General features: G+C 70.1%; 27 protein-coding genes and 2 pseudogenes. 13 read left to right on the top strand and 16 right to left on the bottom strand.

Features of this window, described 5'->3' with window-relative positions; translation table 11 throughout:
• From ABD378_RS41310 to ABD378_RS41330, 5 genes and pseudogenes are all read left to right on the top strand, one after another.
• Positions 1–244 (top strand): annotated as a pseudogene (locus ABD378_RS41310) (hypothetical protein); the annotation flags it as partial.
• The gene (locus ABD378_RS41315) at positions 241–1,188 is read left to right on the top strand and encodes a glycosyltransferase family 2 protein (RefSeq protein WP_344530146.1); all 948 of its coding nucleotides are present in this window, start codon (positions 241–243) and stop codon (positions 1,186–1,188) included. The pseudogene ABD378_RS41310 and the gene ABD378_RS41315, both read left to right, overlap by 4 nt.
• Complete coding sequence (locus tag ABD378_RS41320) at positions 1,185–2,411, top strand: polysaccharide pyruvyl transferase family protein (RefSeq protein ID WP_344530148.1); 1,227 nt, start codon at positions 1,185–1,187, stop codon at positions 2,409–2,411. The genes ABD378_RS41315 and ABD378_RS41320 overlap by 4 nt, the downstream gene beginning before the upstream one ends.
• On the top strand, positions 2,408–2,959 hold the full coding sequence (gene rfbC, locus ABD378_RS41325) for a dTDP-4-dehydrorhamnose 3,5-epimerase (protein WP_344530150.1): 552 nt from the start codon (positions 2,408–2,410) through the stop codon (positions 2,957–2,959). The genes ABD378_RS41320 and rfbC overlap by 4 nt, the downstream gene beginning before the upstream one ends.
• Before the next feature lie 7 nt (positions 2,960–2,966).
• Positions 2,967–4,292: a glutamate-1-semialdehyde 2,1-aminomutase gene (locus ABD378_RS41330; protein ID WP_344530152.1), complete on the top strand. Its 1,326-nt coding sequence runs from the start codon at positions 2,967–2,969 to the stop codon at positions 4,290–4,292.
• 22 nt (positions 4,293–4,314) lie between these two features.
• On the opposite strand, the gene ABD378_RS41335 is transcribed toward ABD378_RS41330, so the two are convergent.
• Positions 4,315–4,971, bottom strand: a complete 657-nt coding sequence (locus ABD378_RS41335) for a phosphatase PAP2 family protein (RefSeq protein WP_344530155.1) — start codon at positions 4,969–4,971, stop codon at positions 4,315–4,317.
• 344 nt (positions 4,972–5,315) lie between these two features.
• Here ABD378_RS41335 and ABD378_RS41340 point away from each other — a divergent pair, with 344 nt between their 5' ends.
• Positions 5,316–6,050: a maleylpyruvate isomerase family mycothiol-dependent enzyme gene (locus tag ABD378_RS41340; protein ID WP_344530157.1), complete on the top strand. Its 735-nt coding sequence runs from the start codon at positions 5,316–5,318 to the stop codon at positions 6,048–6,050.
• 9 nt (positions 6,051–6,059) lie between these two features.
• Here the strand turns inward: ABD378_RS41340 and ABD378_RS41345 are convergent, their stop codons facing one another.
• Complete coding sequence (locus tag ABD378_RS41345) at positions 6,060–6,464, bottom strand: MarR family winged helix-turn-helix transcriptional regulator (RefSeq protein WP_344530159.1); 405 nt, start codon at positions 6,462–6,464, stop codon at positions 6,060–6,062.
• An 88-nt stretch (positions 6,465–6,552) separates the two neighbouring features.
• On the opposite strand from ABD378_RS41345, the gene ABD378_RS41350 reads away from it, so the two are divergent.
• The gene (locus ABD378_RS41350; protein ID WP_344530161.1) at positions 6,553–8,043 is read left to right on the top strand and encodes an MFS transporter; all 1,491 of its coding nucleotides are present in this window, start codon (positions 6,553–6,555) and stop codon (positions 8,041–8,043) included.
• A 72-nt stretch (positions 8,044–8,115) separates the two neighbouring features.
• Positions 8,116–8,391, top strand: coding sequence for a DUF6332 family protein (locus ABD378_RS41355; RefSeq protein ID WP_344530163.1), 276 nt, complete (start codon positions 8,116–8,118; stop codon positions 8,389–8,391).
• Here the strand turns inward: ABD378_RS41355 and ABD378_RS41360 are convergent.
• Genes ABD378_RS41360 through ABD378_RS41375 form a run of 4 tightly spaced genes read right to left on the bottom strand, consistent with a single transcriptional unit; the run spans position 8,352 to position 11,192 of the window.
• Positions 8,352–9,017 (bottom strand): response regulator, encoded by a 666-nt coding sequence (locus ABD378_RS41360; RefSeq protein WP_344530165.1) that lies wholly within the window; start codon positions 9,015–9,017, stop codon positions 8,352–8,354. The two genes, ABD378_RS41355 and ABD378_RS41360, sit on opposite strands and share 40 nt — an antisense overlap.
• Positions 9,014–10,270 (bottom strand): sensor histidine kinase, encoded by a 1,257-nt coding sequence (locus tag ABD378_RS41365; RefSeq protein WP_344530167.1) that lies wholly within the window; start codon positions 10,268–10,270, stop codon positions 9,014–9,016. Before ABD378_RS41365 ends, ABD378_RS41360 begins: the two co-directional genes overlap by 4 nt.
• A gap of 53 nt (positions 10,271–10,323) precedes the next feature.
• The gene (locus ABD378_RS41370; RefSeq protein WP_344530169.1) at positions 10,324–10,482 is read right to left on the bottom strand and encodes a hypothetical protein; all 159 of its coding nucleotides are present in this window, start codon (positions 10,480–10,482) and stop codon (positions 10,324–10,326) included.
• 11 nt (positions 10,483–10,493) lie between these two features.
• Positions 10,494–11,192: a TetR/AcrR family transcriptional regulator gene (locus tag ABD378_RS41375; RefSeq protein ID WP_344530171.1), complete on the bottom strand. Its 699-nt coding sequence runs from the start codon at positions 11,190–11,192 to the stop codon at positions 10,494–10,496.
• A 174-nt stretch (positions 11,193–11,366) separates the two neighbouring features.
• On the opposite strand from ABD378_RS41375, the gene ABD378_RS41380 reads away from it, so the two are divergent.
• A complete protein-coding gene (locus tag ABD378_RS41380) occupies positions 11,367–11,852 on the top strand; it encodes a nitroreductase family deazaflavin-dependent oxidoreductase (RefSeq protein ID WP_344530173.1) in 486 nt (161 codons plus the stop codon).
• A gap of 27 nt (positions 11,853–11,879) precedes the next feature.
• Here ABD378_RS41380 and ABD378_RS41385 read toward each other — a convergent pair whose 3' ends face one another.
• Complete coding sequence (locus ABD378_RS41385; protein WP_344530175.1) at positions 11,880–13,082, bottom strand: geranylgeranyl reductase family protein; 1,203 nt, start codon at positions 13,080–13,082, stop codon at positions 11,880–11,882.
• 135 nt (positions 13,083–13,217) lie between these two features.
• Here ABD378_RS41385 and ABD378_RS41390 point away from each other — a divergent pair, with 135 nt between their 5' ends.
• On the top strand, positions 13,218–14,573 hold the full coding sequence (locus ABD378_RS41390; protein WP_344530177.1) for a dipeptidase: 1,356 nt from the start codon (positions 13,218–13,220) through the stop codon (positions 14,571–14,573).
• Positions 14,574–14,628: 55 nt separating this feature from the next.
• Here the strand turns inward: ABD378_RS41390 and ABD378_RS41395 are convergent, their stop codons facing one another.
• Positions 14,629–15,672 (bottom strand): NUDIX hydrolase, encoded by a 1,044-nt coding sequence (locus ABD378_RS41395; RefSeq protein WP_344530179.1) that lies wholly within the window; start codon positions 15,670–15,672, stop codon positions 14,629–14,631.
• A gap of 303 nt (positions 15,673–15,975) precedes the next feature.
• Here ABD378_RS41395 and ABD378_RS41400 point away from each other — a divergent pair, with 303 nt between their 5' ends.
• On the top strand, positions 15,976–16,353 hold the full coding sequence (locus ABD378_RS41400) for an STAS domain-containing protein (RefSeq protein ID WP_344530181.1): 378 nt from the start codon (positions 15,976–15,978) through the stop codon (positions 16,351–16,353).
• 46 nt (positions 16,354–16,399) lie between these two features.
• Here ABD378_RS41400 and ABD378_RS41405 read toward each other — a convergent pair whose 3' ends face one another.
• The 6 genes from ABD378_RS41405 to ABD378_RS41430 all read right to left on the bottom strand — a co-directional run bounded on the left by ABD378_RS41405 (position 16,400) and on the right by ABD378_RS41430 (position 21,592).
• Positions 16,400–16,576, bottom strand: coding sequence for a hypothetical protein (locus tag ABD378_RS41405; protein ID WP_344530183.1), 177 nt, complete (start codon positions 16,574–16,576; stop codon positions 16,400–16,402).
• Positions 16,577–16,691: 115 nt separating this feature from the next.
• Positions 16,692–17,435, bottom strand: a complete 744-nt coding sequence (locus tag ABD378_RS41410; RefSeq protein WP_344530185.1) for a MerR family transcriptional regulator — start codon at positions 17,433–17,435, stop codon at positions 16,692–16,694.
• Between the two features lie 38 nt (positions 17,436–17,473).
• Complete coding sequence (locus tag ABD378_RS41415; RefSeq protein ID WP_344530187.1) at positions 17,474–18,388, bottom strand: alpha/beta fold hydrolase; 915 nt, start codon at positions 18,386–18,388, stop codon at positions 17,474–17,476.
• 65 nt (positions 18,389–18,453) lie between these two features.
• The gene (locus ABD378_RS41420) at positions 18,454–19,392 is read right to left on the bottom strand and encodes a carbohydrate ABC transporter permease (protein ID WP_344530189.1); all 939 of its coding nucleotides are present in this window, start codon (positions 19,390–19,392) and stop codon (positions 18,454–18,456) included.
• Positions 19,389–20,303: a carbohydrate ABC transporter permease gene (locus ABD378_RS41425; RefSeq protein ID WP_344530191.1), complete on the bottom strand. Its 915-nt coding sequence runs from the start codon at positions 20,301–20,303 to the stop codon at positions 19,389–19,391. Before ABD378_RS41425 ends, ABD378_RS41420 begins: the two co-directional genes overlap by 4 nt.
• Positions 20,304–20,323: 20 nt before the next feature.
• Positions 20,324–21,592: an ABC transporter substrate-binding protein gene (locus tag ABD378_RS41430; RefSeq protein ID WP_344530193.1), complete on the bottom strand. Its 1,269-nt coding sequence runs from the start codon at positions 21,590–21,592 to the stop codon at positions 20,324–20,326.
• A 265-nt stretch (positions 21,593–21,857) separates the two neighbouring features.
• Between ABD378_RS41430 and ABD378_RS41435 the strand changes: the two genes are divergently transcribed.
• Positions 21,858–23,966: an NPCBM/NEW2 domain-containing protein gene (locus tag ABD378_RS41435; RefSeq protein ID WP_344530196.1), complete on the top strand. Its 2,109-nt coding sequence runs from the start codon at positions 21,858–21,860 to the stop codon at positions 23,964–23,966.
• A 60-nt stretch (positions 23,967–24,026) separates the two neighbouring features.
• On the opposite strand, the gene ABD378_RS41440 is transcribed toward ABD378_RS41435, so the two are convergent.
• On the bottom strand, positions 24,027–24,992 hold the full coding sequence (locus ABD378_RS41440; RefSeq protein WP_344530198.1) for an ROK family protein: 966 nt from the start codon (positions 24,990–24,992) through the stop codon (positions 24,027–24,029).
• Positions 24,993–25,227: 235 nt separating this feature from the next.
• Between ABD378_RS41440 and ABD378_RS41445 the strand changes: the two genes are divergently transcribed.
• On the top strand, positions 25,228–26,214 hold the full coding sequence (locus tag ABD378_RS41445; RefSeq protein ID WP_344530200.1) for a LacI family DNA-binding transcriptional regulator: 987 nt from the start codon (positions 25,228–25,230) through the stop codon (positions 26,212–26,214).
• Positions 26,215–26,248: 34 nt separating this feature from the next.
• On the opposite strand, the pseudogene ABD378_RS41450 reads toward ABD378_RS41445, so the two are convergent.
• Positions 26,249–26,883 (bottom strand): annotated as a pseudogene (locus ABD378_RS41450) (serine/threonine-protein kinase); the annotation flags it as partial.

The raw sequence follows: 26,883 nt of genomic DNA on the forward strand, positions 1-26,883 counted from the left end.
CACCGGCGCGGCAGCCGGGCTTCGCGCGCTCGCCGCGGCCCGGCGCAGCCTGCGCAGTCAGCTGATCGCCTCCGCCTGTTACGTCATCGGCGGGCTCGGCGGGGCGGCCGTGGCCGGCACGGTCGGCTCGGCCTGGGGCGTCGCCGCCGCGACGTTGAGCAGCTCGGCCGTGTGGTGGCTGCAGCTGCGGTCCGCCCTGCGCGAGCGCCACCACAACCCCATCCCCGAAGTGAGGACATCATGACCGCGCAACCCAGGCTGAGTATCGGCCTGCCCGTCTACAACGGCGATGAGTACCTCACCGAGGCGCTCGACGCCCTGCTCGGCCAGACCTACGAGGACTTCGAGCTGGTCGTCTCCGACAACGCATCGACCGACGGGACCCAGGACATCTGCCGCCGGTACGCCGCGCGGGACTCGCGCATCCGGTACATCCGGCTGCCACGCAACATCGGCGCCGCGCCGAACCACAACTACGTGTTCACCGAGTGCCGCGGCGAGCTGTTCAAGTGGGCCTCGCACGACGACCTGTACGCCCGGGACCTGCTGCGGCGCTGCGTGGAGGCCCTTGACGAGCGGCCGGACGTGGTCCTCGCGCACTCCGGCCAGGCGGTCATCGACGGCGACGGCAAGATGAAGGTCCCGTACGAGTACGGGCTCGCCACCGACTCGCCGCGCCCGCCGGAGCGCTTCCGCAGTCTGCTCCTCGAGCCCGGTGGCGACGACTTCTACGGCGTGATGCGGGCCGACGTGCTGCGCCGGGTGAAGCCGCACGACAGCTACCACCACGCGGACCGCACGTTCGTCGCCGAGATCACCCTGCATGGGCCCTTCCACCAGGTGCCGGAGCTGCTGTACTTCCGCCGCGACCACCCCACCCGCGCCGAGCGGGCGAACCCTTCCAAGCGCTCCCGGTGCGTCAACCTGGACCCGCGCCGAGCGGGCCCGCTGCACCCGACGCCCCGGCTGCTCGCCGAGTACGTCTGGGGCTTCGTCTCGGCGATCCGGCGGGCGCCGTTGTCCCCGGCCGACCGGCGCGCGTGCTACCGCCACCTGGGCGCATGGATGGCCGGCCGGGTCCGGCCTGGCGCCGGCGAGCGGGTAGAGGACCGCGCCCCGGTCGACGCGGACCTGCCCACTGTCTCCATCGACGCCCTCGTCGCAGGCCGTGAGGGGCGGCGGGCATGACGTCCGGGGACGGCACATCCTCAACGCGTGTCGGGGTGTTCGGCCTGCTCGGCTCCGGCAACCTCGGCAACGACGGGTCACTCGAAGCCGTGCTCGGGTACCTCCGGGCCGAGCACCCGACGGCGTTCGTGGACGCGCTGTGCGGCGGACCCGAGGTCGTCGCGGCCCGGTACCGGATCCCCGCGACGCGGCTGCACTGGTACCGCGGGGAGTATCGGACCGCGTCGCGTGCGGGCGCGGTCGCGGGCAAGGGGCTGGGCAAACTCGTCGATGCCTTCCGTACCGCAGCCTGGGTGCGCCGGCACGACGTGGTGATCGTGCCCGGCATGGGCGTCCTGGAGGCCACGCTGCCGCTGCGGCCGTGGGGCTTCCCGTACTCGCTGTTCCTGCTCTGCGCGTCCGGCCGGCTGTTCGGCACTCGGGTCGCGCTGGTCGGCGTCGGCGCCGCCGAGATCGGCAACCGGTCCACCCGAACCCTGATCCGCTGGTCGGCACGCCTTGCCGCGTACCGCTCGTACCGGGACGCCCAGTCCCGCGACGCGATGCGGGCGATGGGCGTGGACACCGCGCGCGACGAGGTCTACCCGGACCTCGCCTTCGCCCTGCCGGCGCCGGGGGCGAGCGCACCCTCAGGGCTTGTCTGCGTCGGCGTCATGGACTTCCACGGCGGCGACGACGACCGCGCCAGGGCCGGGGAGATCCACCGGCGCTACCTCGACGGGACAACTCGCTTCGTCCGCACGCTGGTCGAGGACGGCAGGCCGGTCCGGCTGCTCACCGGCGACGCGTGCGACGCGCCGGTGGCCGCCGCGATCCTCGATGCGGTGGACTCGCCGCTGGTCACCACCGCCGACGCGGCCTCGCTCGCCGACCTGATGAAAGAGACGGCGGCTGCCGACACCGTGGTGGCCACCCGGTACCACAACCTGATCTGCGCGCTGAAGGCCGGCACGCCGACGCTCGCGCTCAGCTATGCGGCGAAGAGCGACGCGCTCATGGATCGGATGGGTCTTGCCGCGTACTGCCACCCGGCTCGCGAGGTCGACGCCGACCGGCTGCTCGAACAGTTCCGGTCCCTGGAGAAGCACTCAGCGGAACTGCGGCAGACCCTCACCGAGCGGAACCATGTCGCCGCCCGCCAACTCGAGGACCAGTTCACCGCCTTGACCACGGCCCTCTTTCCGGCGGCCGACCACCCCCACACCTCGCGGAAGGCTCCATGAAAGCGACCGAAGTCCCGGAGATCGCCGGCGCGTACCTCTTCGAGCCGACGCCGTACGCCGACGAACGCGGCTTCTTCTGCCGCACCTTCGACACCGACGTGGTCCGCTCGGTGGGCCTCGACCCGGGCGCCTTCGTCCAGGACAGCCTGTCCCGCTCGGTCCGGGGCGTGCTGCGCGGCCTGCACCTGCGCTCCGGCGCAGGCGAGGCCAAGCTGGTGCGGTGCTCGTACGGGAGGATCTTCGACGTCGTCGTGGACCTGCGGGCGGACTCGCCGACCTACCGCAACGTGGCCTCCTTCGAGCTGTCCGGCGAGACGCAGGTGACCCTGTACATCCCGGCGGGGTGCGCGCACGGCTTCCAGGCGCTGACCGAGACCGCCGACACCTCGTACCGGATCGACCGCTCGCACGATCCGGCCGAGGACGTGACGATCGCCTTCGACGACCCGGAGCTCGCCATTCCCTGGCCGCTGCCGGTCACATCGATGTCCCGGCGGGACCGGGAGGCGCCGAGCCTCGCCGAGGCCCTGAAGCAGAAAGAGAGCTGAAATCAGCGTGGACACCGAAGAGTTCCTCCTCCCCCGGTCACGCCTTGCGAACGAGCGGCTGCACGCCATGATCCCCGGGGGCGCGCACACGTACGCCAAGGGCGACGACCAGTACCCCGAGAACCTGGCCCCGGTCATCAGCCACGGCCAGGGTGCCCACGTGTGGGACATCGACGGCAACCGCTACATCGAGTACGGCTCCGGCCTGCGCTCGGTCAGCCTCGGCCACGCCCACCCACGTGTGCTCGAAGCGGTACGGCGGGAACTCGACCGCGGCAGCAACTTCGTCCGGCCGTCCATCGTGGAGGTCGAGGCCGCGGAACGCTTCCTGGCCACGGTGCCGACCGCCGAGATGGTGAAGTTCGCGAAGAACGGCTCCGACGCCACCACCGCGGCGGTGCGCCTCGCCCGCGCCGTCACCGGCCGCCCGCGGGTGGCCATCTGCGGCGACCATCCGTTCTTCTCCGTCGACGACTGGTTCATCGGCACCACGCCGATGTCCGCCGGTATTCCGCCGTCGACCACCGAGCTCACCGTGGCGTTCCCCTACGGGGACTTGGCCGCCACGGAGCAGCTGCTCACCCGGTACCAGGACGAGGTCGCCTGCCTGATCCTCGAACCCGCAGGGCACACCGAACCGCCGCCCGGTTACCTCGCGGGCCTGCGCGAACTGGCCGACCGGCACGGCTGTGTACTGATCTTCGACGAGATGATCACCGGCTTCCGCTGGTCCGAGGCGGGCGCCCAGGGCCTGTACGGCGTCGTCCCCGACCTCTCCACGTTCGGCAAGGCGCTGGGCAACGGGTGCGCCGTCTCCGCGCTTGCCGGGCGCCGCGACCTGATGGAGCGGGGCGGCCTTCGCCACTCCGGCGAGCGGGTGTTCCTGCTGTCGACCACGCACGGTGCGGAAACGCACTCCCTGGCAGCCGCGATGGCCGTGCAGACCACCTACGCCGAGGAGGGCATCACCGCGCAACTGCACGCCCTCGGCGAGCGGTTGGCCGCCGGTGTCCGCGACGCCGCGGCCGGCGTGGGCGTCGGCGACCACATCGTCGTCCGGGGCCGGGCCAGCAACCTGGTCTTCGCCACCCTCGACGAGAACCGGCAGCCGTCGCAGCAGTTCCGCACCCTGTTCCTGCGCCAACTCCTCCTGGGTGGTGTCCTTGCCCCGTCGTTCGTGGTGAGCAGCGCGCTCAGCGACGCCGACATCGACCACACCGTCGATGTGGTGGCCCAGGCATGTGCGGTGTACCGGAAGGCACTGGACGCCGCCGACCCCACCCCCTGGCTGGCCGGGCGGCCGGTGAAGCCCGTGTTCCGTCGCTTGGCGTGAGGTGGCGTGGCGTGATGTGACGTCAGAGACGCTCGCGCCGGTCGGCCACCCGGTCCACCAGCCACGCGGTCGCCGGTGTCACCGCCAGCGCGGTGCACCAGCCGCCGAGGACGTCGGTCGGGTAGTGCGCGCCCAGAGCGACCTGCGCCCAGCCCATGGCGGCGCCCGCGACCAGCGCCGCGGCGAGCACGAGTAACGTCCCGGCCGTCCTGCCGAGGCCGAGCCGACCGGTCGCGAGCAGCGCCACCACGAGGGCGAGCGCGGTGAGGAAGGCGGTGTGCCCGCTCGGATAGGACAGGTTGCCGTCGCCGTGGATGGTGCGTCCCACCAGCGACTTGAGCAGTTTCGCCGTCCCCACGGTCATGCCGACGGCGACTACTACGAGCACCGCCGCGCGAGGTCGCCGAAGCAGCAGGCAGCCCGTCACGGCGGCCACGACCAGCATCGCGGCTCCGGCGGGCTCCCCCAGGAAGTCCGTGGCCAGAGCGACGCTCCGCCACGGCGGCCGCACACTGTCCGCCGTCGGCTGGATGACCCACCTGTCCACCCTGCCGGGCTCGCTGTGGCCGGCGTACATGACCCCGAGTCCGACGACCATCAGCGTGGAGAGGGCCGCGATCAGCCCGAGCCACGCGCGCAGTGACGGTGGCAGCACCGCGGGCGCCGACCGGCCGGTCACCCGCCCACCGCGTCCGGCAGATCGGAAACGAACAACCCGTTCATGACCGAGACGGGGAAGAGCCCGCACACCGTCGCAGACCATCCGGCGAATGCGATGTAACTCCCCCTCCCGTCAGGGCTGTTGACGCCATGTCACCCGCCGCTACCGCGATGTCGCGCCTCCGAGAACTGCCCGCTGCCGCCCGCCGACATGGCCGTGATCGTCAGATGTACGGGCTGCGCGGTCTGCTTGCCACCCTAACCAACATCCGGTCGCGACAACCCGCCGTCGGAGAGCCCAGCCCGTCTGCCGCCCGCCGCCCGCCGCGCGATCAGCGCACCCCATCCGGCACAATCCCCCACATGGAGATCTCCGAGCACCTTCAAGTTCTGGACGCGGAAGGCAAGTTGCTGGCCCGCGCAGCCGAAGCGGCCGGGACGGACGCCAAGGTGGCCACCTGCCCCGGCTGGACGGTGCGCGATCTGCTGCGCCACACGGGAGCGGTGCACCGCTGGGCCGCGGCCTTCGTCGCCGACGGCCACACATCACCGCGGCCCATCGGTGACCCGCCGGACCTGGACGGCGCCGCCCTGCTCGACTGGTACCGGCAGGCGCACGCCGACCTGGTCGCCACGCTGCGTGCCGCCGCGCCCGACATCCAGTGCTGGGCGTTCCTGCCCGCGCCGTCCCCGCTCGCCTTCTGGGCGCGGCGGCAGGCGAACGAGACGACGATCCACCGCGTCGACGCCGAGTCCGCGCTCGGGGGTGCGCCGTCCCCGATCGGTACGGAGTTCGCGGCGGACGGGATCGACGAGCTGCTGCGCGGCTTCCACGCGCGCTCGCGCAGCAGGGTGCGCACCCCGGAGCCGCGGGTCCTGCGCATGCGGGCGACGGACGCGGGTGCGGACGCCGTGTGGACCGTCCGCCTGTCCCAGGAACCGCCCGTCACGGAGCGGGGCGACGACGGGCGGGCCGACTGCGAGGTGTCGGGTCCGGCGGAGCACCTCTACCTCGCGCTGTGGAACCGCGCGCCGATCCCGCATGTCAGCGGCGACACCACGCTGAGCGCCCTGTGGAGCGAGACGTCCGGCGTGTGAGGGCCAGGGCTACTTGGAGCCGGGTTCCGCCAGCATCCGGCCGAGGACCGCGCGCTGCAGCGGCCGCACCTCCGCGTGCAGTTCGCGCCCCTTGTCGGTGAGTACGACCCGCACCCCGCGCCGGTCCTCGCTGCACATGGCGCGCTCCACGAGGCCGTCCTTCTCGAGGCGGCCGATGAGGCGGGACAGCGCGCTCTGGCTCAGATGCACCCGGCCCGCGATGTCCTGCACGCGGTAGGCGCAGTCGCCGTCCTCCGCGACGCCCTCGGACAGCACGTCGAGGACTTCGAAGTCGCTCGCCCCGAGGCCGTGCTCATGCAGGGCTCGATCGAGTTCGCACAGGGTGCGTGCGTGCACCGCGAGGATGTCGCGCCATTGGTCCACGAGCCCTTGCTCGGCCTTCTTCGCCGCCATGACATCGCACGTTAGCAGAAAACACCCCTTTGTTGCATCGGAATTAAATGCACTTGCACTCAATGCATGCGCATGTACTGTGCTCCGCATGACTTCTCCGCTCACAGCTGTCTCCGCGTCCCCGGAGCGCTGGTCCCCGCGTCTGTGGGGCACTCTGCTCGTGCTCTGCGCCGCGATGTTCCTCGACGCACTCGACGTATCGATGGTCGGCGTCGCCCTGCCCTCCATCGGCTCCGAACTGAACCTCTCCACCTCGACCCTGCAGTGGGTCGTCAGCGGCTACATCCTCGGCTACGGCGGCCTCCTGCTCCTGGGCGGACGGGCCGCCGACCTGCTCGGCAGGCGGCGCGTCTTCCTGATCGCACTGGCCGTCTTCGCGCTCGCCTCGCTGCTCGGCGGATTCGTCGACTCCGGGCCGCTGCTCATCGCCAGCCGCTTCATCAAGGGACTGAGCGCCGCGTTCACCGCGCCCGCCGGCCTCTCCATCATCACCACGACGTTCGCCGAGGGCCCGGTCCGCAACCGCGCGCTCACCATCTACACCACCTGCGCCGCCACCGGCTTCTCCATGGGCCTCGTCCTCTCCGGGCTGCTCACCGAGGCCAGCTGGCGCCTGACGATGCTGCTTCCCGCGCCCATCGCCGTCATCGCGCTGATCGCCGGACTCAAGCTGATCCCGCGCAGCGCCCGCGAGAAGAACGTCGGCGGCTACGACGTGCCGGGCGCCGTCACCGGCACGGCGGCGATGCTGCTGCTCGTCTTCACCGTCGTCGAAGCGCCGGAGGCCGGCTGGGCGTCGGCCCGCACCCTCCTGTCGTTCCTCGCCGCGGCCGTGCTGCTCGCCGTCTTCGTACGCATCGAACTGCGCACCGCGAGCCCGCTGATCCGCCTGGGCGTCCTGCGCTCGGGATCCCAGCTCCGGGCGCAGATCGGCGCGATGACGTTCTTCGGCGGCTACGTCTCCTTCCAGTTCCTCGCCACGCAGTACTTCCAGACGCTCCTCGGCTGGTCGGCCCTGGAGACCGCGCTCGCCTTCCTGCCCGCGGGCGCCCTGGTCGCGCTCTCGTCCACGAAGGTCGGCTCGGTGATCGACCGGTTCGGCACGCCGCGGGTCATCGTGGCGGGCTTCGTCCTGCTGGTCGCCTCGTACACGCTGTTCCTGCGCGTCAGCCTCACCCCTTCGTACGCCTCCATGGTCCTGCCGTCCATGATCCTGCTGGGCTTCGCGTGCGCCCTGGTCTTCCCCTCGCTCAACATCCAGGCCACCAACGGCGTGGACGACGACGAACAGGGCATGGTGTCGGGCCTCCTGAACACCTCGATCCAGGTGGGCGGCGCGATCTTCCTCGCCGTCGTCACCGCCGTGATCACCGCGGCCTCGCACGGCGCCGATGCCTCGCCGCAGGCCGTGCTCGACAGTTACCGGCCCGGTCTGATCGTGGTCACGGCCATCGCGGTCGCGGGGCTGCTCATCACCCTCACCGGCATACGGACGCGGCGTACGCGGGAGACCGTCGTCGTCACGAAGTCGGCGCCCCAGGACGCGGCGGAGCGGGAGCCGGTGGCCGTCCGCGACTGACCGCTCCCTCAACAGGCCGCTCCCGGCGCGCAGTCGCTTGCCCGCCGGGAGCGCGCACCGCACACTCTGAGAATGGGGCGAAGGACACAGGCCGAGCGCGACGCGGACACTGTAGAGATCGGCTTCGCACTCTTCGCCGCGACGTCCCTCGCGGGCGCCACGATGCTGGCCGTGGCATCACCGGCGTTCTTCTTCGGCGTGACGTCACCCAGCGAGGGCACACTGGTCCGCGCCGGCGTGATCGCAGGGGCCGTCGTATTCGTCGCGTCCCTGGTGACGATCCTCGTACGCCACCGGCGCGCGACGCGTCAGCCGAGCCAACCGGGGCGGACCAGACCGGACTCGTAGGCCAGGACGACCAGTTGGGCACGGTCGCGGGCGCCCAGCTTCACCATGGTCCGGCTGACGTGCGTCTTCGCGGTGAGCGGGCTGACGACGAGACGGCGCGCGATCTCCTCGTTCGACAGACCGATGCCGACCAGCGCCATCACCTCCCGCTCCCGCTCGGTGAGTTCACCGAGGGGCGAGGTGCCCGCGGGCTCCTTGGAGCGGGCCGCGAACTCGGCGATGAGGCGGCGGGTCACACCGGGCGAGAGCAGCGCGTCGCCGTCGACCACCGCGCGGACGGCCCGCAACAGCTCCTCGGGCTCGGTGTCCTTGACCAGGAAGCCCGAGGCCCCGGAGCGGAGCGCCTCGAAGACGTACTCGTCCAGCTCGAAGGTGGTGAGCATGACCACCTTGACGTCGTTCAGGTCCGGCTCTTCGGTGATCTTCCGGGTCGCGGCGAGCCCGTCGAGCAGCGGCATGCGAATGTCCATCAGGACGACGTCGGGGCGCAGTTCACGCACCATGCGCACCGCCTCCTCGCCGTCCGCCGCCTCTCCCGCGACCTCGATGTCCCGCTGGGCGCCGAGCAGTGCCTTGAAACCGGCCCTGACCAACGACTGGTCATCGGCGAGCAGTACGCGGATCACTGATCCTCCTGAGTTGCCGTGCGGGTGGGCAGTACGGCGGTGACCCGGAATCCCCCGTCCGGGCGCGAGCCCGCCTCGATCGTGCCATTCAGGGCCGCAGCGCGCTCGCGCATCCCGGCAAGACCGTTGCCGCTGCCGCCCGCGTCGGCGCCGGTGGCGGGGCCGTCGTCGTCCACGCGCAGGGTGAGCGCCGCGGCGTCGTACCGCAGGAGGACGCGCGCGTGCCGCGACCCGGAGTGCCGTACGACGTTCGTCAGGGCCTCCTGGACGATGCGGAAGGCGGCGAGGTCGACGCCCGGCGCCAGCTTCCTGCCGGTCCCCTTGGTGTCGACATCGACGGTGAGTCCCGTACTGGCGGCCTGCTGCACGAGCTCGGGCAGCCGGTCGAGCCCCGGAGCCGGTGCGCGGGGCGCGTCACCGGGCGTCCGCAGGGTGTCAAGGACCTGGCGGACCTCCCCCAGCGCCTCCTTGCTCGCGGCCTTGATCGTGGTCAGGGCGGTGCGGGCCTGCTCGGGATCGGAGTCGAGCAGCGCGAGGCCGACGCCCGCCTGGACGTTGATCACGGAGATGCTGTGCGCGAGGACGTCGTGCAGCTCGCGCGCCATGCGCAGGCGCTCCTCGTCGGCCCGCCGCTTGGCGGCCTGGGCGCGCTCCGCACGCTCCTTCATCCACTGCTCACGGCGTACGCGGGCCAGTTCGGACACGGCGATGATGGCGACGACCCAGACGGCGACGACGGTTTCCTGGCCCCACGTCCGTGCGCCGTCGCCGTCCGGCGGCAGCCAGCGGTAGAGCCAGTGCGCGACAAGCAGATGCCCCGCCCACAGCATCGCGACGGCGCCCCACGCCGCGCGCCGGTGCCCGGCGACGACCGCGGCGAAGCAGCCGACGGCGACGGTGATCAGGACGGGGCCGTACGCGTACCCGGCCCCGAGGTAGACCAGCGCGGCCCCGGCCGTGAAGTACGCGACAGGGACCGGGTAGCGGTGGCGCAGCAGGAGCGAGAGCGTGCCCGCGAGCAGGAGCAGCCGGGCCGGGATGTTCAGGTCCTCCCGGTCGAGCTGGCCCTCCGACGCGTACTTCGAGCCGACCTGCACGAACACAGTGATCGCCAGCGTCGTCAGCCACGGCAGCCTGCTGACGTTCCCCTCTTCGTCCCGCTGGTTCCACCAGGGCGGCCCATGCCGCCACACCGACGGTCCGCCCCAGGGCAGGGGCGGACCGCCGCGCCTGTGTTCGCGCTGCTCATCCATGACGGCAACGCTAGACCGCGCGGTGGGCGGCGGGCGTCAGCCGGACGTGGCGATCACGCGTACTCCCGCTGGAGTACCTCGGGGGCCTTGCCGCCCTCCGTACCTTCGTGCAGGCCGAAACGCCGGTGGAGCCCGGCCGCTCCTCGGACGCGCTGCTCGCCTTCGCGGAGGCGCGGCGCCGGATCGCGGGCGGCGGCGTGAGGCGCACCCACCTGACCGAGAGTTACTTCTGCTCCAACAGCCCTACTCCGTGCGCAAGTTGAGTGACCGCGTACGAGAAGAACGCCGAACGGTCCTCGACGACGCGGTTGAACTGCCCGAACACCTCGAAGCCCACAAGCCCGAACAGCTGGGCCCATGCCGCGACCATCGCCGTGATCACCGCGGGCGGCAGGTCGGGCGCGAGGTCGGCTGCGATCCGCTCGGCCTCGGGACGCAGCCCGCCCGGCAGCGGACGCGCGGCGACACCACGCCCCTGATGGGCGTCGCGCAAGATCCCGATGAGCAACTGCCCGACGCGGGCCGCGGCTTCGATCGTGGAGTCGGGCGCGCTGTAGCCCGGGACGGGCGAGCCGTAGATGAGGGCGTACTCGTGGGGATGCGCGAGCGCCCAGGACCGCACGGCCTCGCACACGACCGTCCAGCGCCGCACGGGTTCGGCCGACGCAACCTCGGCGTGTGCGCCCTCGGCAGCGGCGCCGAGGGAGTCATAGGCGTCGATGATGAGCGCGGTCAGGAGGTCGTCGCGGCTGGGGAAGTAGCGGTAGAGGGCGGAGGAGACCATGCCGAGCTCGCGGGCCACGGCGCGCAGCGAGAGCTTGGCGGCGCCGTCGGCAGCCAGCTGTCTGCGCGCCTCGTCCTTGATGGCGGCGGTGACTTCGACTCGGGCGCGGGCCCTGGCCCCGCTGGTTGCGCTACTCATACAGGCAGTGTGCCACGAGTTTGGAGCAGTGCGCTGAAACGGAAGCAGTGCACCTATTCAAGAGCGCCGCACACTTTCGAGAGCACTGCTCTTGAAATGGAGCACCACTCTCGTGCACACTGCTCTTAAGCGAGAGCAGTGCTCTCGGAACCCCTCCCGACTTTGGCGGTCACCATGTCCCCCACCCCCGGCACCCCCGGCACCCCCGACTCCCCCACCCCCTACTACCTCAAGGGCAGCCCGCTGGCCGTGCGGCTCAACAGCGTGATCGGCTGGCTGGCGCGGCGCGGCATCAGCCTGGCCGGCTCGGCCGAGCTCTCGGTGCGCGGCCGCAAGAGCGGGCAGATGCAGCGCATCCCGGTCAACCCGTTCACGTACGAAGGTGCTCAGTACCTGGTCTCGGCCCGCGGGCACTCGCAGTGGGTGCGCAACATGCGCGTCGCAGGCGGCGGCGAGCTGCGCGTGGGGCGCAAGGTCCGCGCGTTCACGGTCGAGGAGGTCCCGGACGCCGAGAAGCTGCCGCTGCTGCGCGGCTATCTGGAGAAGTGGGGCTGGGAGGTCAACCAGTACTTCAAGGGCGTCACCGCCAAGTCGACGGACGCGGAGATCGAGGCGGCCGCCGGCGACCACCCCGTCTTCCGCGTCACCATCACGAAGTGAGGCCGACCGGCTGCGAGCGGGCCCCGGCTACCGGTCGAGCGCGCTCAGCGCCCGTCCCGCCAGCGGATGGTTCCGCACAAGCTCGCCGAGCGTCGTCGAGCCACGGGTGATCCTCGCGAACGCGTTCCACGCGGGCCGGAACCCGGTGATCGCCGCGTGCAGCGCGCCCGGACGGCGCTCGAAGACCGTGAGCATGCGCCGCCCGACGCTCATCTCGACGCCGAGTCCCGCCTTGATGGCGAAGGCGTAGTTCAGGGCCTGGCGGCGGGCGTCGACCGCGTCGTGCGCCTCGCCGATCCGCACCGCCCACTCCCCCGCGAGCCGCCCCGAGCGCAGCGCGAAGGAGATGCCTTCACGGGTCCACGGCTCAAGCAGCCCCGCCGCGTCACCGCACACCACGACCCGGCCGCGCGAGAGCGGCGAGTCGTCGCTGCGGCAGCGCGTCAGGTGGCCGGAGGAGATGCTCGGCTCGAAGCCCGCGAGCCCGAGGCGGGCGATGAAGTCCTCCAAATACCGCTTGGTGGCGGAGCCTTCGCCGCGCGCGGAGATGACGCCGACGGTGAGGGTGTCGCCCTTGGGGAACACCCATCCGTAACTGCCGGGCATCGGGCCCCAGTCGATGAGCACCCGGCCCGCCCAGTCCTCGGCGACGCTCTGCGGCACCGGGATCTCGGCCTCGAGGCCCAGGTCCACCTGGTCGAGCTTCACGCCGACATGCGCTCCTATGCGGCTCGCGCTGCCGTCGGCTCCGACGACCGCGCGGGCGAGCACCGTCTCGCCGCCCTGCAGGACCACGGCGACCGTCCGCCGGTCGGGCACCGCGGAGCCGTGCTGCTCCACGCGCGCGACGGTGACGCCGGTGCGCACCTCCGCGCCCGCCTTCTGCGCGTGCTCGACCAGTTGCTGGTCGAACTCGGGGCGGTTGATCAGCCCGAAGAGCATCTGCTTCGAGCGGCGGGTGCGGGTGAACTTGCCGTCCAGGGAGAACGTCACCGCGTGCACCCGGTCCCTGAAGGGCAGTTCAAACCCGGGCGGGAGCGCGTCACGCGAGGGGCCGATGATGCCGCCGCCACACGTCTTGTACCGGGGCAGTTCGGCTTTCTCCAGGACGAGGACACTGCGTCCCGCGACGGCTGCCGCATAGGCCGCCGACGCCCCCGCGGGCCCTGCTCCCACCACGACGACGTCCCACACGTACTGCGCGTCGTCCGCTGAGTTCTCGCTGCTCACGTTGGTCTACCGCTCCCGATCCAGCTGTTGGCCGCGCTTTCCAAGGCATCCTACGGCGGGCACCTCGGGCACCCTCCTGTGGGAGGATCACAACACCCACATACGTACAACGTCGCACCTACGAGGAGCGTGCCCATGTCGCCGAATCCGATCGCCGAGACCGTCGCCTCACTCATGCCGAAGGCGAAGGCGGAGCTCACCGAACTGGTGGCCTTCAAGTCGGTGGCGGACTTCGATCAGTTCCCCAAGAGCGAGAGCGAGGCCGCCGCGAACTGGGTGGCGGACGCGCTGCGCGCCGAGGGGTTCCAGGACGTGGCACTGCTCGACACCCCGGACGGCACCCAGTCGGTGTACGGCCTGCTGCCGGGCCCCGAGGGCGCGCCGACCGTGCTGCTCTACGCGCACTACGACGTGCAGCCGCCGCTCGACGAGACGGCGTGGGCCACCCCGCCGTTCGAGCTGACGGAGCGAGACGGCCGCTGGTACGGCCGCGGCAGCGCCGACTGCAAGGGCGGCATCCTGATGCATCTGCTCGCGCTGCGCGCCCTGAAGGCGAACGGCGGCGTCCCGGTGAGCGTCAAGGTGATCGTCGAGGGTTCCGAGGAGCAGGGCACGGGCGGCCTCGAACGGTACGCCGAGCAGCACCCCGGCCTCCTTGCGGCCGACACGATCGTCATCGGCGACGCGGGCAACTTCCGGGTGGGCCTGCCGACGGTCACGTCGACACTCCGCGGCATGACCCTCGTACGCGTCCGTATCGACACTCTTGAGGGCAATCTGCACTCGGGGCAGTTCGGCGGCGCGGCCCCGGACGCGCTCGCGGCGCTGGTGCGGGTGCTCGACTCACTGCGCGCCGATGACGGCTCGACGACGGTCGACGGGCTCACGAGCGACGAGGTGTGGGACGGACTTCAGTACGAAGAAGCCACCTTCCGCAAGGACGCCAAGGTTCTCGACGGTGTCGGTCTCATCGGCAAGGGCACGGTCGCCGACCGCATCTGGGCCCGCCCCGCCGTCACCGTGATCGGCATCGACTGCCCGCCCGTGGTCGGCGCGACACCGTCCGTGCAGGCGGCCGCGCGGGCGCTGATCAGCCTGCGGGTGCCGCCGGGCGTGGACGCGGCGCAGGCCACCAAACTCCTGCAGGCGCACCTGGAGGCACACACCCCGTGGGGCGCGCAGCTGACCACCGAGCAGATCGGGCAGGGCCAGGCGTTCAGCGCGGACACCACGAGCCCGGCGTACGCGGCGATGGCGGCGGCGATGGGCGAGGCGTACCCGGGCGAGGAGATGCAGTACGCGGGGCAGGGCGGCTCGATCCCGCTGTGCAACACCCTCGGGGCGCTGTACCCCCGTGCGGAGATCCTGCTGATCGGCCTGAGCGAGCCCGAGGCGCAGATCCACGCGGTCAACGAGAGCGTGTCGCCCGAGGAGTTGGAGCGGCTCTCGGTCGCGGAGGCGCTGTTCCTCCAGAAGTACGCGGCGAGCTGAGCTTGGCGTCGTCCGTGCTCGGGCGTCCGTCGACGGGTACACCCGGGGCTGACGGTCACTGACGGCCGACGGGGGCGCCCGCCTCCAGGTACAGGGCGATCCCGCGCTCCCGCGCGCGCAGGGCCCAGCGCAGCCGCTCGTAGCGCACGGGGGGCAGCAGCCGGGCCGCCTCCTCCTCGGTGACGAAGCGGCAGTCGCGCAGTTCGGGTCCGGGCAGGAGCATCTGCCGGGTCTCACTGCTGTCGAGGCTCCCGCCGTCGAAGAGGAACCGCATCCCGCCGTAGCCGGGCGGTGCGGGAGGCTCCCAGTCGACGACGAGGAGCCGGGGGGCGTCGGCGAGTTGGAGGCCGGTCTCCTCGGCCACCTCGCGCACGCCCGCGCGCGCGGGCGCCTCGCCCGGCTCGACGACGCCGCCGGGAAACTCCCAGCCGGCCTTGTACGTCGGGTCGACGAGCAGCACCCGGTCCCGCTCGTCGAAGAGCAGCACGCCGGCCGCGAGCGTCTCCGCGGTGGGTTCAGGGGTCTGCACGATGTCGCAGACGGACGCGGCCCCGGTGCGTACGGCGTCGGCGATGCGCTCGGCGGTCTCGCAGGGAGTGAGCGCGCCGGTGTCGACGCGGTGGGCGTCGGTGCCGAGCCAGCCCGCGAGTGCGGCGCGGTACGGCTCGATGTGGTCGAACGCCCACTGCCGCACGCGTATCTCGCCGTCCGGGACGGCCGGGACGGGCCGATCGGTTATTCGTTGGCGCAGGATCGTTTCATCCGGGGCCAGGACGACGTGGCGTACGGCGATCCTGCGCGAGGCGAGCCCGCCGAAGATCTCGTCGCGGTAGTCCTGGCGCAGCAGGGTCATGGGCACCACGAGGACGCCACCGACCTCGGCGAGCAGGGCCGCCGCGGTGTCCACGACGAGCCGCCGCCAGATCGGCAGATCCTGGAAGTCGCTCACCTCGGCGAGGCGCTTGGGCGGCAGCAGTTCGGGCAGTCCGCCACCGATGACCTCGGGGTCGAAGAGTGTGCTGTTCGGGATCAGCTCGATCAGTTCCCGTGCGGCGCTGGTCTTGCCCGCACCGAACGCGCCGTTGATCCAGACGATCACGGTTCCCCCTCTTCTGTTGGCCCCCTGTGGCTTGCCCGCAACACCCTGCCACGGAAACCAGGCCCTGATGAGGCGGCCATCGCCCGGGCCAAAAGGCGCCACATCATGTCAAGTGGTTCGCGTGCACTTCACCCCATCGGGTGGCAGTCGCCCTGCATGAATCGTTCCCTCACTCCAGGCTGCCCCGTCCACCGCTAGCGTGATCCGCCAGGCGCCCCAGCCCCTGGTGACCTCCTGAATCCGGCTCTTCCCACGCGCCCCGCTCCTGCGAGGATCCGGCCTACGTCGACACTGGGGGGACACGTGCGACTCGACGCACTGAACGAATTCGCCTTCGAGGACTCCGACCAGCAGCCACGCCTGTACGGCCACAACGGCGCGGTCGTCGTCGAACTGCACGACGAGATCGACCTGTTGGCCTACCAGCGATTGGGCCCGCTCCTCGACCCCATCACCGGTGGAACCGCGACAACCGTGGTGATCGACCTGACGCGGACCACGTTCTTCGACTGCTCCGGCATCGCCCTGCTGGTGCGCTCACACCGCCGCGCGACAGCGAGAGGCGCCCGCCTCGCCGTGGTCTGCACCCACCCCCTGACGCTCCGCATCCTGCGCCTCACGGGCCTCACTCCCATACTGTTACCCGTTTCGACGCTGGAAGAGGCGTTGGAGCCGGAATGAGCCCGCGGCAGGGGTTCAGGGGGCGCGGGGCTCTCCCGACGTGCCCTCAGCGCGGCTTGGCGGTCGTCCGGGTGGTGCGCGAACGGTTGGGCCACCTGGTCCTGGTGTAGGCGTGGAAGTGGTCGCCGGCGTGATCCTGCCCGAGGGTGCAGTGCAGGACGTCACCGGGCCTCTCGTCCCAGCACAGGCCGGGAATGTCACGCGCGTACCTGGGGGCTTTCATGCGGAGTGCTCCGTCTGCTGGAGGTTGTCGGTGGCCACGCACCGACGATCTCAATCCCGCTGGTCGGTGCGGGATATGACAGCCCATGACACGGAGTGGATCATGCGGACGGCCGCTATCGGGTTCGCTTCCGCCCGGCGGTCCGGCGCCGGTCGGCGCGGTGGGCGAGCGCGTCGACGATGCGTTGCCACGCCGGTGACGCCTCGGAGATGCGGGAAGAGACCAGCTTGAGGTACCCCGGCTGACTGCCGTCCCGTTCGTGTTCGATCTCCCACGCGTCCAGGTCGTCGATGAGCTGGTCCAGGCGTGGATCGTGCGGATTCCAGTCGACCGACTGATCACAGGCGAGATACAGGCGCAACGTCTCGGGGTCGTCGAAGCCGGCGTTCTTCTCCCGTATCCGCTGCGGCATGACGTGCGGATCCAACGCCTGCATCAGGATCCACGAGTCGCGCTCGAGTCTCACCCTCTGTTCACTGACTCCGAGATCGCGCATCCGGTTCAGGATGGCGACCACCTCCGGGGGCAGGACAAGCCTTTCGCCGACGGCCAGTTCGGCGATCCGGCCGCGGTATTCGGTGAGCTGGTCGATCTTGCGCTGCAGTTCGGCGTCGATGTCGGTGATGGCCGCGGCGAATTCGGCCGGCTGCGCGTGCAGCAGCGCGTCGATGCGGACCAGCGGCACACCGGCATCGGCGAGGGTCCTGATCCGGATGAGATCCACGGCCGCCTGCGCGCTGTAGCGGCGGTAGCCGGAGGCATCGCGCTCGGGCTCGGGCATCAGGCCGATGTGGTGGTAGTGGCGAACGGTGCGCACGGTCACTCCGGCGGTCGCCGCGAGCTGGCTGATCGTGAGCACCGTTCTCCTCGCATCTTTGTGAATGGGTGGCGCCGAGTCTAGAGGCGGGCCGCCCGGTCGATGACGTCGCGGATCGCCTGGACCACGGCGTCGGGGCGGTCGAAGCAGAGCCGGTGGTGGCTGGTGTCGGAGATGATGCGTTGCTCCCCGTGCGAGACCGCGCTCACCAGGGCCGCATCCATCCTCGTATGGCCGTCATGCATCTCTCGCAACGTCCGCTCCGACGTCAGTGCCTGCTGGCCGGGGTCCGTGCCGACCACGGTGAGAGCGACGACCGGGACATCGGGAATGTTCGGCCCGGGCCGCAGTTCGGTGGCGAGTTCGGCCAGCTTGCTGCGCTCCGCGATGCCGACGTGAATCCATTCGTCGCTCACCTTGGCATCGACCAGCGCCTGCCGCATGTGCTCCGGGTGGTCCGCGTGCAACTCGGCGTACATCTCGCGCAGGGCCGGACGCATCTGCTCCAGCCGCTCCCGATCAGGTGCCATCTGCTCGACCGCGGCCAGGCTCGCCTCGGCGGGCATGAAGTCGTCCCAGTCGCGGTGGAAGGCATCCAACCAGACAAGACCAGCAACATCCTGCGGGTACAACTGCGCGAACCGATGCGCGTAGAAGCCGCCGAGGGAGTGCGCGACCAGTACGTACGGGGCGTCGATCTGCTGGGCACGCAGCAGATCGCGCAGCTCCGTGGCGACCGCGGCGGCGGTACGCGGCAGCGGAAGGGGATCGCTGTACCCGGTGCCGCCGCGGTCGTACACCACGGCGGTGGTGAACTGCGAAACCCCTTGCTGCACACCGAAGTAGTCCAGGCCGACCGCGCTGGCGCCCGGGAGGAACACCACGGCCGGTCCGCCGCTGCCTGCCCGATGCACGAATACGCGGCGGCCGTCGATTTCCTGAAACCCTCCGGCCGGCGGAGCGAGCCGATCCGGGGAAGTGCTTTCGTTCGTCATGCGACCAGGCTCCAACCCTGACGCAGGGTCAGGGTCAACCTTCTCCCCCGCCGCGCCTGAACCCGCTACCCCTTGCTCGACCCCAGCGTCAGCCCCGCGATGAAGTGCCGCTGCAGGAGCAGGAAGACAAGGACCGTGGGCAGGGCCACTAGGACCGAGCCTGCTGCGAGGAGGTTGTAGTCCGTGAAGAACTGGCCCCGGAGGTTGTTCAGGGATGACGTGATCGGGAGTTTGTCGGGGTTCGAGATGAAGATCAGGGCCCAGAGGAAGTCGTTGTAGATCCAGGTGAATTCCAGAGTGCCAAGGGCCGCGAGCGCCGGGCGGCACAGGGGCAGCGTGATGCGCCAGAACTGGGTCCATACGCCCGCGCCGTCCACGATCGCCGCTTCCAGGATTTCCTGCGGCAGCGTTCGCATGAAGTTCGAGAGTACGAAGACGCAGAAGCCGACCTGGAAGCCGATGTTGACGATGATGATCGCCCAGTACGAGTCGTACAGGGTCAGCGAGTCCGACATCCACCAGGGGAGGGGGATTTTCAGGAAGAGGACGTAGAGGGGGGTGACCAGGACCTGTGGCGGCAGCAGGTTTCCTGCCGTGAAGAACATCAGGAGGATCATTCCGCCGCGGATCCGCAGGCGGGACACGGCGAACGCCACGAACGCCGCGAGGAAGAGCGTGACGAGGACCGCCGGTACCGCGATGAGCAAGGTGTTGGTGAAGTACTTGCCCATGCCGGAATCGCTGTAGGCCTGGCGGTAGTAGTCGAACGACAGGCTCTTCGGGAACGAGAAATAGCCGTGTTGCGCCGTTTCCTCGTACGGGCGCAGGGAGGCGTAGACCGCAAGGAGCAGTGGCGCGAGGAAGCCCAGGGCCACCGCCATCAGGAAAATGTGCACCCCGAAACGCCCTCGGCTGCGGCTGCGGCTGCGGCTGCGGCCTGCGGGTTTCCCGGCAGGGGGTGCGGAGGTGCCGGAGGGGGGCGCGGTGTGGATGTGTGCGGTCATCGGTCGCGCGCACCTCGCAGCTCTTGGACCAGGAACGTCACGATGAATCCGAGCGAGACGGTCAGGAGCACGACCGCGATGGCGGAGCCGAATCCGATGCGGCTCGCCTCTCCGATGATGTTGTCCGTGATGAGTACGGAGAGCAGTTCCAGGCCGTTGCGGCCCTTGTTGACCGCGTAGACGATGTCGAAGGCGCGCAGGGCCTCGATGACCGTGATGACGCCGACGATCACATTCACGGGGCGGAGGGTCGGGAAGACGACCCGGAAGAATGTCTGGCGGGCATTCGCGCCGTCTATCTGTGCTGCTTCTTTCAGGGCGGGGTCGACGGATTTCAGGCCGGCCAGGTACAGGATCATCACGTATCCCGTGTGCCGCCAGCTCGCGGCCAGCATCATCATCCAGATGTTGATGTCGGAGTTCCCGAGCCAGTCGATCGGGTCGTTCTGGTTGTTGAGGATGGTGTTGACCACGCCCTGGTCGGTGCCGAGGATCAGCTGAGCCATGAATCCGACCACGGCGAGCGAGAGCACCACCGGCATGTACAGCACGGACTGGTAGAAGCGGCTGAAGCGGACTCCGCGGTCGATGACGACCGCGAGGAGCAGGCCGAAGGGCGTGGCCACCAGGCCGAGGAACGCTATCCATAGGAGGTTGTGGCGGACTGCGGGCCAGAATGCCGGGTAGTTGTCGACCAGGTTCTCGTAGTTCTTTCCGCCCACCCACTGGATGTCGCCTATGCCGTCCCAGGACGTGAAGGACAGGCCGATGGAGGCCAGGGTCGGGCCCCAGATGATGAAGATGTCAAGGAGGACGGGAATTCCCAGGAGCACGCCGAGTACGGCGATGTCACGGCGCGTGAAGCGCCGTGGTCCACGCCGTCCGGCGCGCCGCGCGGTTTTCTGCGGCACGGGACGCGATCCCTCGCTACTCAGCTGACGTCCGACGAGAAGATGTCCTTCTTCTGGCGCTCGATGCTGTTGACCAGGCCGTCGACATCCTTCGGATCGTCGATGAAGTCCTGCAGCGCCTTGATCATGACGGTCTGTGCGAAGTCGGGCCGGGTGTCCCGGTCGAGGAACTGCGAGATCTGCTTGGCCCCGGCGACGAGTTCGGCCGATTTCTTCTGCAGTGGGCTGTACTTGCTGGTGTCGGCGCCGTCATTGACCGCGACGTTGTTGGGGTCACCGGCCAGATAGATGTCCTCGGCCTTCGGTGTCCCGAGCCACTTCAGGAGTTCCTTGGCGCCGTCGACGTTCTTTGACTTCTTCGCGACCAGGAATCCGTCGATCGGCGCCTCCACGGCGTCCTGGCCGTGCGCCGGATCGATCTCGGGGAAGGCGAAGAAGTCGATGTCGTCGCGTTCGTTCGCCGGGAACTGCTGGCCGGGGTGCGGCATTCCGAAGACGGCCATGGCGGTCTTTCGCTGTTGCAGCCCCTGGCCCGCCTCTTCCCAGGTGCGGCCGAGCGCGCCCTTCTGGTAGTACGGCATGAGTTCGCGCCACAGGTCGAAGACCTTCTTGACCTTGGTGTCGGTCCAGGCTTCCTCGCCGGCCATCAGGCTCTTGTGGAACTCGTATCCGTTCAGGCGCATGTTGATGTAGTCGAAGGTGCCCATGGCGGGCCAGCCGTCCTTGTCGCAGAAGGCGACCGGTATGCCGTCCTTGCTCATCTTCTTGGCGAGCGCGATGAACTGGTCCCAGGTCTTGGCCTGTTCGTAGCCCTGCTTCTCGAAGAGGCTCTTGCGGTGGAATACCGCCCATGGGTAGTAGTAATACGGCACGAAGTACTGCTTGCCCTCGTGCGTGGACTGTTCCCGCAGCGCGTCCGAGAAGCCCTTGAAGCCCTTCCACACATCGCTGATGTCGATCAGCAGGCCCTTCTCCGCGAAGTACTGCATGCGGTACCCCGCGAACCACATGAAGACGTCATCGGGCGTGCCCTGCAGATAGCGCGTGATGTTCTGCTGGAACTCGTTGTGCTCTGTCGTGTTGACCTTGACGGTCTTCCCGGACTTCTTCTCAAAGGCGTCGAAGGCTGCGGCGAACGCCTTCTTGGGCACGGCGTCCGAGGAATTCGACCCCATCGTGACTTCGTTCTTGTTGCCACCCGGGCCGTCACCACAGGCCGTGAGCAGGGCCGGAAGGGTGACCGCTCCGGCTCCGACGGCCGCACCACGCAGGACATTCCGCCGGGACATCCGATGTCCTGACATGCTTCGAGGCGTGGCAGGACCCATGAACGATGACTGTGCCATGTCCCCCTCCTCGGGGTGCAACCGAACACAACCGAACGCAAGGGTTGGATCCCACTCCCAAGCGCCCCCGCAGTCAAGGGTTTTGGCGCCGGGTGCTCGAACCGTTACGGCTCTCTTCCAACAGAGTCCAACACGGCCTACCGTAAGCGCGCACCTCTGACACGTACATGCAGTCCCCCAACTTCTGCGAGTACGGAGGAATGTAACGATGCGTCATATCTCACCCCTCACAACGCGTCGAAGAGTCGTCGGGTCGCTGGCCGCCGCGCTGCTGTGCGCCGCGGGGCTCGCCGCACCGGCCTCAGCGCGCGCCACGGGCGACACGGGTGGCGCGAGTGACACGGGTAGCGCGAGTGACACGGTCGGCGCGAGTGACACGGCCGGCCGGAGCGCGGCCGGGAAGCCGTCCCCCGCCGGGGCGAAGCTCCCCGACGACCTTGCCCTCACCCCTCCCATGGGCTTCAACAACTGGAACTCCACCCACTGCAGGGCCGAGTTCGACGAGGCGATGGTCAAGGGGATCGCGGACATCTTCGTCGAGAAGGGCCTCAAGGACGCCGGCTATCAGTACGTCAATCTCGACGACTGCTGGGCGCTGCCCGAGCGGGACGCGAACGGCAAACTCGTACCCGATCCCAAGCGATTCCCCAATGGAATCAAGGGTGTTGCCGACTACGTCCACTCCAAAGGGCTGAAGCTCGGCATCTACACCAGCGCCGGCACCAAGACCTGCAGCGACATCGGCTTCCCCGGGGCGCTCGGCCATGAGGTCAGCGACGCACGGCAGTTCGCCGACTGGGGCGTCGACTACCTCAAGTACGACAACTGCAACAACCAAGGCGTCGACGCCAAGAAGCGGTACATCACGATGCGCGACGCGCTGAAGGCCACCGGCCGCCCCATCGTCTACAGCATCTGCGAGTGGGGCGAGAACAAGCCCTGGGAGTGGGCCTCCGACGTGGGCCACCTGTGGCGCACCACCGGCGACATCAGCGATAACTGGAGCTCGATGCTGTCGATCATGAAGCAGAACCTGCCGCTCGCCGAGCACGCGGGCCCGGGTCACTGGAACGACCCGGACATGCTCGAGGTCGGCAACGGCGGCATGACGGACACCGAGTACCGCACGCACTTCTCGATGTGGTCGATCATGGCCTCGCCGCTGCTCATCGGCTCCGACCTGCGCAAGGCCTCGCCCGAGACCTTCGAGATCATCGGCAACAAGGAAGTCATCGCCGTCGACCAGGACCCGCTGGGCAAGCAGGGCGATGTGCTGTCATCGGAGGGCGGCCGCTGGGTCGTCGCCAAGGAGATGAAGGACGGCAGCCGAGCGGTCGCACTCTTCAACGAGACGGGCACCACCCAGTCGATCGCCACCTCGGCGAAGGCCGTCGGCCTCCCGGCCGCCGGCGGGTACACGCTGCGGGACCTGTGGCAGCACAAGAGCTACAACACGGCGGGCAAGATCTCGGCGACCGTCCCCGCGCACGGCACCGTACTGCTGCGCGTCACGGCGGACGGCAAGTGGGCCAAGAACCCGCCTGCGGTCGAACTCGGCCTGGACGGCGCCCCGTTGGTGGAGGCGGGCGAGCCCGCGAAGCTGACGTCGAAGGTCACCAACCTCGGCCGCACCTCCGCACAGCAGGTGTCAGCCACCTTCACCGGCCCCTCCGGCTGGCGGATCGAGGCGACCTCGCCCTCGACCGTGAGCTCCCTGCGTACGGGCAAGTCGCTGAGTACGTCGTGGTCGGTGACCGCACCGCAAGGCGCGGCCCCGGGCGCGTACGACCTGACGCTCAGGACCAGCTACCGCTCCCCCGGCGGCACCCGCGCCGGGAGCGTGCTGCCGCTGACGGCCCACGTCGTCGTGGCGCCGCCCGCGGGCAACTCGGCGGTCAGTGACCTGCCATGGATGTCGACGGTCAACGGCTGGGGCCCCGTCGAGAAGGACACGAGCAACGGCGAGGAGGCGGCGGGCGACGGCAATCCGCTCACCATCGGCGGGGCCGCCTACGCCAAGGGGCTCGGAGTGCATGCCGAGAGTGCCGTCGAGTACTACACCGGCGCGTCCTGCGAGAAGGTCACCGCGCAGGTGGGTGTCGACGACGAGAAGGGCCTGAAGGGAACGGTCGCCTTCGAGATCTGGGCGGACGGCAAGAAGGCCGCGTCGACCGGCGTGCTCACCAACGCCGATGCCGCGAAGGGCCTTTCGGCCGATGTGACCGGAGCCCAGGTCGTCCGTCTCGTCGTCACGGACGGCGGCGACGGCAGGGACTCCGACCACGCGGACTGGGCCGATCCGGTCCTCAGCTGCTGAGCCGCGTGAACCGTTGACCGCGGGCCGGGCCGACTTCGTCCGGCCCGGCCCGCGGAAAGGTCAACTCCCCACGGCGGGACGCAGGTCCACGGCCCTGTCCTCCTGGCTGAGCGCGGCCGCCGCAGCCCCCACCAACCCCGCGTCCGTCCCCATCAAGGCCGGACCCACGGTCAGATGACGTACGAACGAGAGCGTGGCGTACTCCCGCAGCGACCGCCGCAGCGGGTCGAAGAGCACCTTCCCCGCCTTCGCCACCCCGCCCCCGATCACGGCGATGTCGATCTCGACGAGCGTCGCCGTGGCGGCGATCCCCGCGGCGAGCGCCTGCGCCGCGCGCTCGAAGGAGGCGACGGCGACCGGGTCACCGGCCCGCGCGGCGATGGCCACCGCGGCGGCGGACGTGTCGCCGTCGGACCCCGGACGCCATCCGCCCTCGATCGCGCGCCGCGCGATGTTCGGCCCGCTGGCTATGCGCTCCACGCACCCGCGCGCGCCGCACGGGCAGGGATCACCGTCCAGATCGACGCTGATGTGCCCGATGTGCCCCGCGTTCCCGGTGGGGCCGGGGTGCAGCTTGCCCCCGAGGATCAGTCCGCCCCCGACGCCCGTGGACACCACCATGCACAGCGCGTTGTCGTGCCCGCGGGCAGCGCCCTGCCAGTGCTCGGCCGCCGTCATCGCGACGCCGTCCCCGACCAGCTCGACCGGAAGGCCGCCGGTGGCCGCGCGCACCCGCTCGACCAGCGGGTATCCGCGCCAGCCGGGCACGTTGACCGGGCTGACCGTCCCCGCCGACGCGTCCACGGGGCCCGCGCTGCCGATGCCGACCGCGCGCGCCCTGCCCCACAGCGGCGAACGCGTGAGCTCGCCTATGACCCCTTCGACCGCCCGCATCACGGTGTCGCCGTCCTCGCGCGCGGGCGTGGGCCGCTGGGCGCGCAGCAGGATCCGGCCGCGGCCGTCCACCAGGGCGCCGGCGATCTTGGTGCCGCCGATGTCGAGTGCGGCGACGAGGTCCGTGTGCATCAGTGTCTGATCTCCCGGTGAATGGACAGGCCGCTCTCCTGGTGAAAGGGCAGGCCGGAGAATGCGATGGACAGTCTCTCTTGCATCTGACAACGTTGTCCAGGTTCTATGCTCGACGCCACATCACTTACGCACCACTTTCAGCTCACCTTCGTCGACGACAGGACAGCGCACCGTGGCCGAGACCGCCAGCCGACCCGAGCGACCCGAACCCCGCTACGGCAACCGTCCGACCATGAAGGACGTCGCCGCCCGCGCCGGAGTCGGCCTCAAGACGGTCTCCCGCGTCGTGAACGGCGAGCCGGGCGTCACCCCGGACACCGAGCGCCGGGTCCAGGAGGCCATCGACGCGCTGGGCTTCCGCCGCAACGACAGCGCCCGGGTGCTGCGCAAGGGCCGCACGGCCAGCATCGGCCTGGTCCTCGAAGACCTCGCCGACCCCTTCTATGGCCCGCTCAGCCGCGCCGTGGAGGAAGTGGCCCGCGCCCACGGCGCGCTCCTCATCAACGGTTCCAGCGCCGAAGACCCGGAACGCGAGCAGGAGTTGGTGCTCGCGCTGTGCGCGCGTCGGGTCGACGGCCTTGTCGTGATCCCCGCTGGTGACGACCACCGTTACCTGGAGCCGGAGATCGCCGCCGGCGTCGCGACCGTCTTCGTCGACCGTCCCGCCGGGAAGATCGACGCCGATGTCGTGCTCTCGGACAGCTTCGGCGGCGCGCGCGACGGCGTCGCCCACCTCATCGCCCATGGTCACCGCCGCATCGGCTTCATCGGTGACCAGCCGCGCATCCACACCGCCATAGAGCGCCTGCGCGGCTACCGCGCGGCCATGGAGGACGCGGGCATCCCCGTCGAGGAGGAGTGGATGTCCCTCGGGCCCACCGACCCGGACCGCGTCGGGCAGGCCACCGAGACGATGCTGGGCGGTCCGGAGCCCGTCACGGCGATCTTCGCGGGCAACAACCGCGTGACGGTGACGGTCGTCCGCGTACTCGCCGGGCTCACCCGGCCCGTGGCCCTCGTCGGCTTCGACGACATCGAGCTCGCGGACCTGCTGAAGCCGGGCGTGACCGTCGTCGCCCAGGACGCCGCACAGCTGGGCAGGACCGCTGCCGAGCGCCTGTTCCGTCAGCTCGACGGGGCGTCCGACGCCCCGGAGCGGATCGAGCTCCCGACGCGGCTCATCAAGCGCGGGTCGGGCGAACTGCCGCCCGCGGGCTGACGGTCGGGGGTGGCGGTTGGCGTCGCGATCGCGGTCAGCAGACCGGGAGGCCGGGCAGCGGTTCGTCGTTGTCGCCGCCCTTGATGTAGACGTCGCTGATGAAGACGTTGGTGTTGCCGCTGTCGTCGTCCGTCTTGGCCCACCAGACGTTCGTCCACTCGCCGTGCGTCTCGCGTCGGCCCAGGTTCTGCTGGCAGTAGAAGTAGTTCGTGCCCGCGTTCAGTACGCCCGCCTCGGTGCCCGACGCGGTGTACGACGTGGCCGTACGCCAGACCGAGCAGTTGTACTTGCCGCCGCCCGCCGCATGGCAGGCGGGTTCGGGGGCCGGATCGCTGCCGCCGGATGTGCCGCCGGAGCCGTCGGAACCGCCGCCTGTCGTGCCGCCGTCCTCGGTGGGCCTGGAGGAGGGCTTGGGGCGGGTCGTCGGTCTGTCCGTGGACTTGGGGGCGTCGTCCTTGCCGGTGGAGGGCTTCGCGTCCGGCTTCCTGGTCTTCTCGTCCCCCTGCTTCGAGGGCTTGGGGCCGTCGGTGCCGTCCAGCGCGCCACGGCTGCTGTCGGACTCCGGCTCGGCCGCGTCCCCGTCCCCGGAGGAGGCGGGCCGCTGGGCCTGACTGCCGCTGTCCCCTTGGTTGTTGAGGAGGGCGACGGTGACGCCGGTGGCCGCAAGGA

The sequence above is a fragment of the Streptomyces rectiviolaceus genome, from assembly GCF_039533825.1.
In the GTDB taxonomy this organism is placed as follows: domain Bacteria; phylum Actinomycetota; class Actinomycetes; order Streptomycetales; family Streptomycetaceae; genus Streptomyces; species Streptomyces rectiviolaceus.